The organism is Trichocoleus sp. FACHB-90, assembly GCF_014695505.1.
Lineage (GTDB): Bacteria > Cyanobacteriota > Cyanobacteriia > Cyanobacteriales > FACHB-T130 > Funiculus > Funiculus sociatus.
The window spans coordinates 40,780-54,171 of the sequence record NZ_JACJOK010000087.1; the positions used below are offsets into that span (position 1 = coordinate 40,780).

The 13,392-nt window shown below is 44.8% G+C and carries 16 protein-coding genes and 1 riboswitch; of the genes, 7 read left to right on the forward strand and 9 right to left on the reverse strand.

The features are described 5' to 3' along the window. Positions 1-190: 190 nt before the first annotated feature. Both H6F74_RS25355 and H6F74_RS25360 read right to left on the reverse strand, forming a co-directional pair. The gene (locus H6F74_RS25355; RefSeq protein WP_199301631.1) at positions 191-400 is read right to left on the reverse strand and encodes a hypothetical protein; all 210 of its coding nucleotides are present in this window, start codon (positions 398-400) and stop codon (positions 191-193) included. A 134-nt stretch (positions 401-534) separates the two neighbouring features. Then, positions 535-1,647, reverse strand: coding sequence for a heparan-alpha-glucosaminide N-acetyltransferase domain-containing protein (locus tag H6F74_RS25360; RefSeq protein WP_190444904.1), 1,113 nt, complete (start codon positions 1,645-1,647; stop codon positions 535-537). 211 nt (positions 1,648-1,858) lie between these two features. Here H6F74_RS25360 and H6F74_RS25365 point away from each other — a divergent pair, with 211 nt between their 5' ends. From H6F74_RS25365 to H6F74_RS25380, 4 genes are all read left to right on the forward strand, one after another. Continuing rightward, positions 1,859-2,287, forward strand: coding sequence for a nucleoside deaminase (locus tag H6F74_RS25365; protein WP_190444905.1), 429 nt, complete (start codon positions 1,859-1,861; stop codon positions 2,285-2,287). 596 nt (positions 2,288-2,883) lie between these two features. Next, a complete protein-coding gene (locus tag H6F74_RS25370) occupies positions 2,884-3,609 on the forward strand; it encodes a hypothetical protein (RefSeq protein WP_190444906.1) in 726 nt (241 codons plus the stop codon). Between the two features lie 111 nt (positions 3,610-3,720). Next, positions 3,721-4,143, forward strand: a complete 423-nt coding sequence (locus H6F74_RS25375) for a P pilus assembly/Cpx signaling pathway, periplasmic inhibitor/zinc-resistance associated protein (protein ID WP_190444907.1) — start codon at positions 3,721-3,723, stop codon at positions 4,141-4,143. A 72-nt stretch (positions 4,144-4,215) separates the two neighbouring features. Then, positions 4,216-4,386, forward strand: a complete 171-nt coding sequence (locus H6F74_RS25380; RefSeq protein ID WP_190444908.1) for a hypothetical protein — start codon at positions 4,216-4,218, stop codon at positions 4,384-4,386. Between the two features lie 50 nt (positions 4,387-4,436). Here the strand turns inward: H6F74_RS25380 and H6F74_RS25385 are convergent, their stop codons facing one another. Continuing rightward, the gene (locus H6F74_RS25385) at positions 4,437-5,078 is read right to left on the reverse strand and encodes a uracil-DNA glycosylase (RefSeq protein WP_190444909.1); all 642 of its coding nucleotides are present in this window, start codon (positions 5,076-5,078) and stop codon (positions 4,437-4,439) included. Between the two features lie 141 nt (positions 5,079-5,219). Next, positions 5,220-5,350: riboswitch (cobalamin riboswitch) on the forward strand. A 36-nt stretch (positions 5,351-5,386) separates the two neighbouring features. On the opposite strand from H6F74_RS25385, the gene H6F74_RS25390 reads away from it, so the two are divergent. Both H6F74_RS25390 and sipA read left to right on the forward strand, forming a co-directional pair. Next, positions 5,387-6,370: a sirohydrochlorin chelatase gene (locus tag H6F74_RS25390; RefSeq protein ID WP_190444910.1), complete on the forward strand. Its 984-nt coding sequence runs from the start codon at positions 5,387-5,389 to the stop codon at positions 6,368-6,370. An 82-nt stretch (positions 6,371-6,452) separates the two neighbouring features. Beyond that, a complete protein-coding gene (sipA, locus tag H6F74_RS25395; RefSeq protein ID WP_190444911.1) occupies positions 6,453-6,764 on the forward strand; it encodes a regulatory protein SipA in 312 nt (103 codons plus the stop codon). A 114-nt stretch (positions 6,765-6,878) separates the two neighbouring features. On the opposite strand, the gene H6F74_RS25400 is transcribed toward sipA, so the two are convergent. The 6 genes from H6F74_RS25400 to H6F74_RS25425 form a co-directional block, all read right to left on the reverse strand. Next, entirely contained in the window at positions 6,879-7,244 is a 366-nt protein-coding gene (locus tag H6F74_RS25400) for an aspartyl protease (protein ID WP_190444912.1), read from the reverse strand. Continuing rightward, positions 7,241-7,558 carry a hypothetical protein gene (locus tag H6F74_RS25405; protein WP_190444913.1) on the reverse strand — a complete coding sequence of 106 codons (318 nt, stop codon included), beginning with the start codon at positions 7,556-7,558 and terminating at the stop codon, positions 7,241-7,243. The genes H6F74_RS25400 and H6F74_RS25405 overlap by 4 nt, the downstream gene beginning before the upstream one ends. Before the next feature lie 144 nt (positions 7,559-7,702). After that, positions 7,703-8,587: a lysophospholipid acyltransferase family protein gene (locus H6F74_RS25410; RefSeq protein ID WP_347269554.1), complete on the reverse strand. Its 885-nt coding sequence runs from the start codon at positions 8,585-8,587 to the stop codon at positions 7,703-7,705. 164 nt (positions 8,588-8,751) lie between these two features. Next, positions 8,752-10,509, reverse strand: coding sequence for a pentapeptide repeat-containing protein (locus tag H6F74_RS25415; protein ID WP_190444914.1), 1,758 nt, complete (start codon positions 10,507-10,509; stop codon positions 8,752-8,754). A 294-nt stretch (positions 10,510-10,803) separates the two neighbouring features. Beyond that, positions 10,804-12,333, reverse strand: coding sequence for an Ig-like domain-containing protein (locus H6F74_RS25420; protein ID WP_190444915.1), 1,530 nt, complete (start codon positions 12,331-12,333; stop codon positions 10,804-10,806). A 131-nt stretch (positions 12,334-12,464) separates the two neighbouring features. Continuing rightward, on the reverse strand, positions 12,465-13,247 hold the full coding sequence (locus H6F74_RS25425) for a TIGR03943 family protein (protein ID WP_190444916.1): 783 nt from the start codon (positions 13,245-13,247) through the stop codon (positions 12,465-12,467). Between H6F74_RS25425 and H6F74_RS25430 the strand changes: the two genes are divergently transcribed. Beyond that, positions 13,240-13,383: a hypothetical protein gene (locus H6F74_RS25430; RefSeq protein ID WP_190444917.1), complete on the forward strand. Its 144-nt coding sequence runs from the start codon at positions 13,240-13,242 to the stop codon at positions 13,381-13,383. The two genes, H6F74_RS25425 and H6F74_RS25430, sit on opposite strands and share 8 nt — an antisense overlap. Positions 13,384-13,392: the final 9 nt, after the last annotated feature.

Genomic DNA, 13,392 nt, shown 5'->3' on the forward strand with positions numbered 1-13,392 from the left:
TTTTTTACCTATTCAACTACTTTTTTGGCATATTAGGTAATCAAGACCCAGAATTATTTTTCTTTCCTTAACTTTTGCATTATTGGCTAAGACTAATAAATAATTTTTTTTCTACTTTAAATGTATAATTTGTTACAGACGAATAGCCGAGAGAATGTGGCGATCTAAGGTAAGCGATCGCTGCCCCGACTCACTCGCCTATTCGCAGTAATCCATGCCGCACACCATAAAACAGCCGATTTAGTAATGTCTGTTCTTGTTCATCCAGCCACTCCTTAGCTAATAGGACATACTTCAGCTGATACTGGTTAATGCGAGTAATCCGCCGTGAGACAAATATCTGAGCAACGATATCTTCAATAGTGACTTCGATAGGAAAAAACTCAATCGGCATAATCATAGAAGAAAGTTGATATTACCAATTTCAACTTTTTCCGTAGAATCCTAAGCGATCGCAATCTATAAAATTAGGTGACAAAGCTCTAGCAACTCTGTGATCCCTGTCATTGCGCGAGTGAAAACCTAAGCGATGGCTCAAATTTTGACAAACCACCGTTGGCGATACATCGCGTAGCAAATCGCCCACCAGAACAACAATGTTAGTACGGCAAACACTAGGGAAGCATTCATCGGACTTGCCCAAGGCAAAAATAAATGTTCGTAGATCCAGGTGTAGGTGCTGGGTGCGTTTTCGCCAGTTCCGATTTTAGTTTTGACGAGAATTTTAATCAGCAGAACCGAAGCGACAAAGACGAAGATAGCATTTAAACCCATCACTTCAAACGGTTTCCCCCAGCGACGATTTCGTACTTCAATTAATTCATAACAGGCTGCTAGTAATAGCAACGCCCAACCAGAACTAAAGAGGACGTAGGAACTCGTCCACAACCTCTTGTTGATGGGAAATACCAAACCCCACGCCCAACCTAGACCCAAGCAACCGATACCAAACAGTACCAAACCGATACTGGTGCGCCTTTTGACAGGTTGGAGGCGTAACCAGTCACCTGTAAAGTAGCCAATGAGGACAGTGACAATTGCTGGGAGAGTGCTGAATAAACCTTCGGGATCTCCCATCGTTTTAAAAGCGTCGCCTGGATGCAGATGCTTTGTACCAATTATCAAGCGATCGATATAAGAGGCGAAGTTTCCTTCCGGCGATGATAAGTTTCCAGCGCCATAACCGGGAACGGGAATAAAAGACATTGCTACCCAGTACCCGATGAGTAATAGTAGCGCGATCGCCCACTGTCCTTTTCGCGGTACGTTGATAACTATCAAGGCGGCAAATAAGTAGGCTAAGCTGATGCGCTGCAACACTCCCATGATCCGGATGGTGTCCCAGTTGTAAGTCCAGAAACCATTCAGCAACAAACCGAGGACAAACAGAATTGCCACTCGGCGGAAAATTCGCCTATATAAGGCGGCGGTGGGACGGTTCCCTTCGTTGTACTTGGAAAGGGAAAAGATCATTGCCACACCAACTATAAATAAGAAGAAGGGAAAAACTAAGTCTGTCGGCGTGCAACCGTGCCATTTGGCGTGTTCCAAAAACGGATAAACTTGGTCGGCGACTCCCGCTTTATTAACGAGGATCATGCCTGCGATCGCTATCCCGCGAAATACATCGAGTGAAGTTAGGCGCATAGTTAATTTACAGAAGTGTTCCAGTTGGTAAACGAAAGGTTGAGTAATTTTCATCCCTCTGTAGGAATAGGACAATCACTGTGATGATTAAGTTAGCATCGCGGGGTAGAAAATCAAAACGATTAATATTAAAGTAAACAGAGTGCAATGCTAGTTATTGCCTTTCAACCACACAGTAAGCAGAAATTTTTTGCCTTTTTAGAGGATTAATATGAATCCAGAAGATTTTATGAAAATAGCGCTGGAAGAAGCAAAGATTGGAGATGCTCCTTACGGTGCAGTTATCGTTAAAGATAATCAAATAGTCATTCAAGCCCACAATACTGTAAAGACGGATAGCGATCCAACTGCCCACGCAGAAGTTAACGCGATTCGCGGTTTAACAACCAAAATTAAGAATCCTTCTTTAGAAGGTTATACGTTATATACAACTTGCGAACCATGCCCAATGTGTACGGCGACTTGTATTTGGGCAGGAATATCGGAAATAGTAATTGGGGCTTCGATTCAAGACTTGATTGATGCTGGGGTTTCTCAAATAAATCTCAGCAGTGAAGAAATTATTGGGAAGGGTTTTAAAAAAATAAAGGTTACGAAAGGTCTTTTAAAGGAAGAATCTCTGCAATTATTCAAGCGTTAATTCGGCTTATCAAGCTGCGGTAAAAATAAATTGGCGAAAATTGCGGATCGAGTGCGATCGCGCAAACTTAAGCTGCTTAAAATATTGGTTGCGTGGTTTTCACTTTCCCCTCAGAAATATAAAAAGTTTGGGCAAATTTTTAATTATTGGCACCAGCGGCGATTAAACACAAAACTTCCCTTTCTCTGAGTGTTCGTTCATCCCAAAGAAAGGGAAGCTATTAGTCGGTTGTTAGTTGTTGGAAGCTGTTTGTAAATAAATTTAAAGGTGCCTGAACTACTCTGTGTAGCTAGATCCTCCCTAACCCTCCTTAAAAAGCAGGGAACCGAGCCAAAAGCCTGAAGTCCGGTATCTACACCTTTGCTTACAAACAGATTGTTAGAGATGCGATTGACTTTACTTGTGCTTGCCTAGCACAAGATTCAGTAGGAACGGCAACCTTTACGGCTTTTATATTACTAAGTCAATTCGTAGTTACCCGGAATAAAGATGTATTAATTAATAAATTTATATTTAATTAATATAGCTTTACTATAACTTTAATGAAAGCTTTGAATTTTGCTTTTATTATCAGTTGAGATAGAAAGGAAAAAGCTATGAAAAAACTCTTGACATTAGCAGCTTTAACGCTCTTTATTCCGTTATTTCACGCGAAAGCCGAAGCAGCCACTATGATTAAGGTTTCACAAGAATCAAGGGCAGGAGCAGGTGACTTTAACAGCAACATTTTAGGATATATCAAAGCCTTCAGTACCGCTAAGACAACAGCCGAGTATTATAAGTACAGTTCGCACTACTACGGTGGATTGTCTAATGATGCCTCACCAGAGTTAACTGCTAAGCAATCTCACCTTTTCTTTGTAGATGCTGCCGATGGGCTGTCACTATTCACTGTTCACGATAAGCCGGGTAATGTAATTGGTGGCGCAGCAAAAATGCGTTTCGATTTGTTGGGGGATACCGCCTCATTAAAGATGGTGGACGATCCGGGGGAAGCGATCGCATCTGCTGATGGCACTGTCTTCATCGCAGATCACGGCTGGTCGCCTTGCTGCACTGATGGTTTAGCGATAGGTTCCCTGGATGGCAACTGGGAAATGAAGGTGCAATTCACTGGCTGGTACAGAGGGTTGAACGCATGGAAAGCTTATTCATCATCGTCCAAATCGTCAACTATTTCGCTGGCGATGCAAAATTATCGGAGAGTTCAATTAAACGTAGTACCCGCTTCTATCCCTGAGCCTTCCAGCATCGCCTCTATAGTTTTTGCTAGTTTTCTGGCGCTAGCTGTACTTCGTCGCCAACCCAAGGACATTTTGTAAAAGATTATCCGTGACGAAAGTCATGGTCGGCTTTAGGAATTTCTTCTGATGCAATCGAGAATATTTTTTGTTTACTATAGAGAGAACGAACCGGAAAAAGGATAGAACACGGTGAAACTCAAACTGATTTCGATGTTAGCTGGAGCGGTTGTATTTTTCGTTCCCTTCACTTCAAGTGCAGCTTTTGCCCAAACCAATTCGCCAAGCGCCCCGGCATCTAGCGGATTGATGGGTATCGAATTAACTCCGCAACAAAAAACTAAAATCGAACAGATTCGCAGTAATACTCGATCCCAAATTGAAAATATTCTGACGGCAGAGCAAAAAAATAAATTTAAAGCTGCTGTAGGGGAAGGTCAGGATATGCGTAGGGCTTTCGCGGCGATGAATTTATCTGACCAGCAGAAAACTCAACTGCAAGGTATTTTTCAGTCGGCAGCATCGCAGTTTTCCGCAACGCTTACTCAAGAACAGCGGCAGAAAATTATGGAGAATATGCGATCGCGTCAGCAGCCACAACAAAACCCGAAATAAGTTTCATCAGCATCAAATAAAAAATGATGAACTTGTCTGTTGTTAGAGTCAATTTTTTCCTTCAGATTCAATATGCTGGGGCGGAATGTTCCGCAAATTGTGGAAATTGAGAAATTGCGATCGCTTCCAGAAACCTCTTTTGGTCGCACCTTAGCTGATTTTCTCGACTCCCATCACCTGTGCAACCATTACTGGGGAAGTTGGCTTTGGGCAATGTGCAAGCCTTGTCTGGCGTTTAATTAGATGCAAATGCGGGGCAGCCATTGTGTCTGCCTCAGCAGCCATCAAGTATTTTATATTAGGGTGTTCATCACATCTTTGATGCCATTATTAAATTTATTTTTTCCCCCATTAGCGGGGTGTCGAACTTTCTGAAAAGCCAATCCCATTTTTGTGAGAGTTTTTTCAGCTTCCTTTCCGACAGCAACAACACTCTTTATATCAAATAATATAATTAACTCTTTTAAAAAATACTCCCCAATGTTTATTTCTTCTTTAGTGGGCGTTCGATTAGATTGCTGATTTCCAACTTTAAAAGGATGAAAAGGAAAGGCATTCCAAAGTAAAGGGATTTGCTGATACTTTACCAAGGTTTCCCAAACAATGGTTGCACTCTGCTCTTTATAAACTCGATCAAACTCATTAGTTTTCCGGTAGCCCCTGGATTTGCCAAATAATCTAATTTCATCAAATCCATTTAATAGAATAAATTCGCTGGTAAAAGGAACACCTGTTAAACGACATCCTCTATGACCTGGAGAAGCTCCAAGTAACAAAATTTGGGGGTTTCTTTCTGCTAGATGTTTCAAGTATAAAAATAAATTTTTTCTTCTGACCTCATTTACTAAAAAGTCATAAGAATACTGATTAAATACCTTATTGCTAGATTTAAAGTTAGATAGCTCTTTGATAAATTTGTGAAATTTATCGTTCATTTTCTTGGGCGTTATCAAAGAATTAGCATCAGACTTGAAGAGAAAAAAGAGAGAATAAATCGGAAGCAACCTATAGTAACTTTGGTAGTCAACCCCTCCCCCCGCATTCTAAGTGTAGTCGAATCAGCTAAGATAGCAAGGCAAACGTGAACCGTAACAGGGTAGGGAAACTCCGGTGCAATTCCGGGGCTGTGCCGCAGCTGTAAGCGATTTTTGTCCTTGGCTATGACGAATCGTTAGCCAGAATGCCTACCTGTTGCGAGGCGCATTCTATTTCCTGCGTTGCACGGGAAAAAAGTTGTAAATCCATGCCTACTATCAATTCAACCACTCTGATTACTCAGCCCTTGGAATTATCGCCACTACCGCTACACCGCCCGTTATTGATGATTGGTCATGGTACAAAAGATAATGACGGACGGCAGAGTTTGCTGGATTTTGCGGCAGCATATCAAGCTTTAGACACCTCTAGACCTGTTCTTCCTTGTTTTCTAGAACTCACTGGCCCGACAATTCAGGAGGGGGTAGATCGGTGTGTGGAGGAGGGTTACACGGAAATTTCGGTGTTGCCGATTTTGCTATTTGCGGCGCGACACAATAAGTTTGATGTGACCAATGAGTTAGACCGGGCAAGGGCTAGACATCCCCAGTTAAAGTTTTACTACGGGCGACATTTTGGGATTACGCCTGGGATTTTGGATTTGTGGCGATCGCGTCTTGCCGAACTAGACCAACCTCAATGGAACCGTTCAGACACCGTACTACTATTTGTCGGTCGCGGTTCCAGCGATCCCGATGCTAACGGCGACGTTTATAAACTTGCGCGAATTGTGTGGGAAGGTAGCGGTTATCAGACTGTGGAAACTTGCTTTATCGGCATTACCCACCCGCGTCTAGAAGAAGGTTTCCGTCGCGCCAGACTCTACCAGCCTAAACGAATTATTGTCCTGCCGTATTTTCTGTTTACAGGAGTCCTGGTTAAAAAGATATTTGAAATTACTGCCCAGCAGCAAGAACAATATCCCGACATTTCCATGACTTGTCTGCCAGAAATGGGCATTCACCCGCAGTTGTTGTCTGTATTGCGAGAACGGGAAATCGAAACCCAGCTGGGACAAGTGCAGATGAATTGTGAAATGTGCAAATTCCGACTAGCAGCAGTTGGGAACGGTAACGGACACACTCACGATCATCACCACCAGCATGACCACAGTCACGACCATTCCCACGCCGCCGCCGATCCCTATGCAAATTTAGAGCGTTACCATGAGAAGATTTGGCAAGCGCCTTGAACAAATGGGTAATAGGTAGTAGGTAATAGGTAATAGGGTTAGATTTTCCTACCAATTACCCATTACCGTTTACCTAAAACTTATGTCTAAAGAATTTTCAATTGGTGAGCGAGTCCGGGTGGTAGCATTGCCACCATACGTCAAAACAGCGGAACCGATGCCAATGCTGCGTCCTCCTGATGTGATTCAGCTTGGAGAAGAAGGCATCGTTATGGATCGTCGTCCGGGGGGATATTGGGGTGTCCGGTTTTCCACGGGAGCTTTTTTGATGGATAGCCAGTATATTGAGCCTGTGTCAGTGACAACTGAATCAATCCAGTCAGGTGCAGAGGTGACGGATACGACAGCGCACACAACATCACCTGAACAAAAGTATTTTGTTGACCCCAGCTGAGTAGAAGGATGCGATCGCACTCCTTGTATGCTGCTATAGGCAGCTACTCGCGCTCTTTTTCCTGTAGCGTTCTGTGTAATGAAAGCGGTTCGCTTTTTCGTAGAGTGCGATCGCTCATTCCCCCAAAGTCAATAATCCCTCCCGAAAATTTACCACTAGAGGCAGATTCATTAACCACTGCGAACCTAACAATATTTCTGTTATTTCTTCTCCTGCAAAAACTGGGATTTCCAACTCTTGTCCATTCAATAGCACCTTACCCAAATACATATCGAAAGTGGTTTCACCCTGTGCTGTACGCAGTTCTTCCTTACCGATATAAGCCCAATCAAGACCATCTAAATCTTGTTTGTTCATTGCTACGAAGCCTGTGAAACCTGTATCCAATAGGACATCTACCGTGAGATTTATGCCAGCAGCACTAATCAAATCTATTTCAAAATATAGCTGACCCCTGCTGCCAAATGTACCGTGAATCATATTCTGCCAGTGGCTCCCGTCTCATTCAAACAAAAGACACAGTGGATAGAATTTGGGTGCTTATCATTTGCCTTTTGATGAGCGACTTCTTTATCAGCATCAATGAAATAATCGCCACTGTCTGGTTCAACGGCAATATACCAGCCATAGTGTTCCTCGCTTAAATTAGGGCGCACTCGCTCAAAAATTATCCGACAACGCTTATGAAAAGCTTCATTTTCAGCTTTGCGTCTGGCTAGTTCCTCTGGCGATAACGTGCGTTCTGGAAATACCCGACCGCGACGAACGTGTTTTTTTGGAGTTGCTTCAGTCATAGTATTAAACATCTGTTGCAATTGCTTTTATTTTAGCCAAAAAAATTGAAAAGCCTATGGTTATGAATTGAGGGATTTCAGGAATAAAAGAAAGCGATCGCACTCTTTTATTCCTTTATTTCGCGTCATTGTGGCTAATTTATTTTAACTACTTGCCCGAACACTGAGAATTAAACTATCGAGTTCCAACTGCATATGAAAACAGACTTTTTCATAGCAATCATTTACATAATCGCGACAAAGAGCAGCGTCACGACCATAACGCTCAAATACAATTGGCGCACATACGCGAGTATGAATTTGTATTGGTAGAGGAAAATTTGGTAAAGGGCCAATTCCCAAAACCCAAGGCAACCCCAAATAAATCGGAAAAACACCCGTATCTAAATCTAATTTCCAGGGAAAACCCCATTCATGTAGTTGGCGTACCTGGTCATAAAAATCTGCCAAAACAATCAGAGTATCGTGAGCGCCATAAGAAATAATTGGTACAATTGGCACCTCTTCCCGTAGCGCCAATTTAATAAATCCCTTACGCCCTGCAAAATGAATGCGATCGCGCATATAGTAGGGACGAAACAAATCTTCAGCACCTCCGGGATAGACCAGAACAGAAGCATCTCGCTGAAGGGCAGCGATCGCCATCTTCGGATGAGCAATAACTGCCCCTACCCTAGAGCCAGGGATGGAGAAAATAGGAGACTTCCAAGCCGCCGGGTGCATTAGCCCGTAAATCAGGCGATCGTAACCAAACCTGCGAAACCAGTCATACATGAACATAGAGGTATCGGGTGAAGCCAAGCCGCCATTATGGGAACCGACAATCAGCATTTTTCCCGACTGGGCCATATGATGCCAGCCATCAGTTTGAACCCGAAAATAGTAGCGGTAAAACCATTCCCAAATCGGCATCCAAGATTTAATTGCATCGGGACTTCGATCTTCTAAAGACCAACCATCAAATCGATGGTCAGAGGCTCTACCCGTATCCAGCAAACTGTTTGTAAAAGTTTCAAAATAATCAAACAATGGTTCTCAACCGCCTTAAAGATAGGGACTGGGGATTGGGGGCTGGGGACTGGGGGCTGGAGGCTGGGTAGTGGGGGCTGGGGACTAGGGACTAGGGACTGGGTAAGATTCTTCCCAATCCCCAATTCCCAATTCCCAATCCCCAATTCCCAATTCCCAATCCCTCATTTTCGCGGAAGGTCGGGCCAAAGGAGAGCGATCGCTAGCCGTACTGATTCCCCCACCATCGAAAAACGAGCTGCCTTTGCCGCCGTTTCCTCCCAGCGTAGCAACTGCTGCTGGAACATCGGGTCAAGACGCGCCCGCTTCACAATTGCCTGACTAATAACTGACTTTTGGATTTCCTCTGTCGAGATCCCCTGAGTTTTAAGGAAATTCAGAAGCCGCTGTACGCTGTCCACAAACTGGTCAGGCGTTTGGGAGAGAATAATCATTTGGATTTGCTTGACCACTTCTTGATACATCCGCAGGCGCTGATCTGGTGAGGGTGGCGGTGGCGGTGGTTGTGGTGGCTGTACTGTTTCTATCACATTTTCTGAGCGAGGCTTGATTTGCAGCAGATCCAACATGGCTTGGCGAGAAGAAGCGACCCGCCCAAGCATTTCCGGGTACAACTCCAAAAGCCGTTGAGCAAGAGTTTTGGCATTCACAAAATGACTGGATACCAGCCGCAGCAGATACCGAGCCTCTAATTGTTCGTAAGATTTAATACTCAGTTCTAAGTCAGGACAATCTAGTTGTACCTGAGCCAGCGTAAAGACTAGCGCTTCCCAATTAGGAGATTCTTGCAAAAAAACTTCTATTGTGGTGGAGGCATTAGTATCATTTTTGCCATGTTCGGGATCTTGGTTGCCTAGTTCTCCCGGCTGGAAATCGCGACCCACAGGAAAGCGATCGCTTGGTTTTTTAGTAGCGTAATTGAACCGGGTAAAAACATAACGACAATCAACCTTGGAAAAATCTACATCCTCAATATGCCAATTACTGATGCAACAACCAGTCATGTGCGCCTGGTCGAGATTGGTGCGAATTAGATGACTCTCCAAAAGACAGGCATCGACCAAATTAGCCTCACTTAAAGTAGCATCACTCAAATAAGCACCGCTCAAATCTGCCCGTTGCAGATCCGCAGATCGTAAATTTGCCTCGCTCAAATCGGCACGTAAAAGATACACATCCTGCAAAATAGCTCGCAATAAATAAGCTTTTCTTAAAGTTGCCTTGAGTAAATAAGCCCCAGTCAGATTCACCCGACTCAAATCAGCACCGTTAAGAATTGCTTCGCTCAAATCTGCCCCCGCCAGAATTGACCGATGCAAGTTTGCGTCACTCAAATTTGCCCCTCGCAGGTAAGCGGCGGTAAGGTCAGCTTCCGTTAAATTGGTGCCAACCAACTTCGCCTCTCGTAAATTTGCTTCTTCCAGATGAGCTTCCCGGAGATTTGCGGCGCTGAGGTTAGCGCTAATTAAACTAGCGCGACGCAGATTTGCCTCCATCAACTGGGTTCCAATTAAATTAGTGCTGTTGAGTTTGGCGGATTCTAGATTAATCTGATCCAGCTTAGCCCCCTCAAGGTTCGCACCGCTCAAGTCTGCCTCTTGGAGAACTGCCCAGTTAAGGTCTGCTTCTTGCAGGGTTGCTAAACGCAAGTCTACTTTGCCCAATTTTGCACGGCTCAAAGTTGCAGAATTGAGATTAGCAGCGTTGAGGATAGCGCTACGCATATCAGCTTGGCGCAGACTTGCCCCGATGAGTTTGGCGTTACTTAAAGTTGCCCAGCTGAGGTTAGCACCAGTCAAGTCAGCCCCAGTCAAGTCGATATCGCGCAGATTGACCCCACTGAGGCTAGCTCCACTGAGGTCAACATGGGAAAAATCGCGCTCTCCTTGTTTATATCGGTCGAGAAAATTATGTAATTGCATGGGGCGGTTGCCAGAAAGCGATTAGCCGCTATGAATAAGCTAACAACTCCACTTAAAGCGCCTGTGGTTAATTATTCCTCAGTCTACCCAGATACAGCTAAACACAGAATGAAGGCTGTTACCCGCTCATAGCAATTTTTTCGTTCCTGGGCTGCGGCCAGGGAATGTTATGAGTGGGGCAAAGAGCCTCACCGATAGTGCAAGCGTTCTTTGTCATTGCAGCCTGGAAACGAGGATAGGGGGAGAAAAATTTCTCCTTGTCCCCAGCCCCTAATCCCCAGCCCCCAGCCCCTTTTACGGCAACCATCGGGGCTGTAAGCCTGGTAATGGCAGCTGTTCGGGTTGCATCTGGGTGCGGGGTTCTCCTGGTTTTGAGGAGGTTAGGGGAAGCAGCCAGAGGTTACTGGTAGCGATCGCTTGCCCTTCATCTGTTCTTAAACCATCCGCTGTGGTGGGTATTCCGGGGGAGGTGACAACTTGATCGAATAGCAGCGCTAACCCATCTGGTGACAAACTCATGTGAATGTCGCGCTGGGCGGGTAATAGCAACAGCGGCTTCACGGCATTTGCATCCAGAGGACTTGTGGACTTTTTGATGTCAATTGCGGCAATGTAAGGCTGTTCTTGGTAATCTGTTCCAGCGAGTAGCTGTGTGAGCAGACAGTAGAGTATGTCCTGTTGGGGAGCAAATTCGCAACCGAGAATTGAGCCGTTTGTCCGCAGAAGTTCTTTCTGTACGCCAGAGTTAGTGACCAGAAAAAGCGATCGCGTGTAATCTGTGTTGAATTTAACGAAAGTGCCTGCCGATCCATCTCTGGCGAACCCTAGCACTAAACCAAATTTCGGCAGAAAATCCAACGGCTTTGCGGCTGGCGTGAGTGGCAGAATGGCGATACCTTCTCCTTGAGCGATCGCTACTGTCTCACTATCCGGCGCTATCAAAAATTCTCCTCCCGGTTGGTTTTTCAACGGTTGTGGCGGAGCATCTTCTCGCACTACCCACAATCCAAATTCTGCGGGATTTTTGCTGTTTACGCGCTGCACAACAATTGTTTCCCCATCCGCCGACAAGTCAAATTTGAGATTTTGGTAATCTGTGTTATTTAGAACCACGTTCAGTCTGCCTGCTGGCGGTGATTCTTCGTTAGATTTTCCGGAATCGGAACTTATTCCCGTGGTTACGGTGTAAATTTGTTGTTCCGACAAGCCTGGTTTATTATTCCTCGAATCGGTGGCAGAAAACAATATTTTTTCGCCATCTGGGTAAGACTTAAAGTCCATTACTACCAGGTCTTTAGGCGTCAGAACTGTTTTTTTATTTTGAGTAAAGTTGTAGAGGATTAATTGCCCTTGTTCTTCCTTCTCAACTCCCAGATAAACCATAGCGCGATCGCGGGTGCGAAACTGTCCCGTAAACGGCTGCATTTCCTTTCCTACACGACTCGTTCCTATGCGCTCGTTTGCCCCTTCTAAGCTTACTTTATAAGCTGTGTCATAAGGTGCTGGGGAAGTTAAGGTATAAGACATTTTCCGCCCTGCCCAGCTGAATTTACCCGGCAAAGGTGGCTCAATACGCAGATTTGCTTCCACACTGCCACGATCCATTGGGCGGCTAAAGGTGAGGATAAAGGAAGGATCATTAGCACCTACTTGTTTTCTCTGCCAGCTGAAATCTCGCACGCGAGGCCCGGTGACTAAAAAGCAATTGGTGCCGCTGGCGCAGGCATTGCCACCCCACAACATTAGCCCTATCACCAAACTCAGCACTAGCATGAGCGCTAAGGCAAGGCGATCAATTGGTTGAAGAAATTGTTTGGAAGTCATTGGTCAGTTGTCAGTTGTCATCTTAAGAGTTGTCCAGTTATCAAGTTGAAACGTTATCAGGTTCTAGCCACTTTCTAACCTGATAACGTTCTAACGTTCAAACGCCAATAGACAACAAACAATCGAAATAGTTAATAATCATAGGGATTCTTTGGCGGGTCTATTTTTTTCAGTGAATTTGCTTTGATTGTGAGTTGACGTTTACCTTGGAAGGTTTCGGTAATCATCTCACCTTCGACTTCTAACCAAGTATCGGGGATATAGGCATTGCGATTTTCAATTAATTTTACGGGCAACCCTACTGGATAAGCATCTGCTGCACAGCAGGTAATTACAAATCGGGATATTAACAGGTATTCTGGCGGTAGTTCTGGTGGATGAACCACGAATCCTTGAACTTTGGCTTTCTGACCTGTGTAGGCGTCGGGTTCGGGGTTGAAGTTTAGCGTCCGCACCCAGTCAATTAGCGATCGCTGTTCCGGTCGTACTGAGGAAGTAAATGCTTTGGGATTCGATCTGGTAAAGCTAATAGATTCAGTAACACCCCGTTCTAGTGCTGTTGCAGAGGTAAACACGCGGGGGGCAATTAGTAAACCCAATATTGCTGTCGCCAGGAGCAATATGCTACTCCATCCTGGGGGAAACAAGGTGATATGCTGAAGAACCGCTACAGTCCGATTTCGCTCCCTACCATTAAACAGGTCTTGGAGCAGTTGTACAGCTTTCAATACTGCCAAGATTAACAAAGATATACCAGTTACAATCACCAGCCAGAAATAATCTTCGTGAATCAGTAAGTATAATTGCCCTGTGATCCGGTATTTTAGCAGCAATATTCCCCACGCCAAGAGTGCCAAGACATCCAAGCTAGGGATGATAAATTTTTGGGAAATAAGCTTTGGTTGATTGGTCATTGGTCAAGGGGGATTGGGGATTGGGGAATTGGGGAATTGGGGATTGGGGATTGGGGATTGGGGAATTGGGGATTGGGGAATTGGGGATTGGGGATTGGGGATTGGGGATTGGGAAAAAGTCTTACCCAGTCCCTAGTCCCCAGTC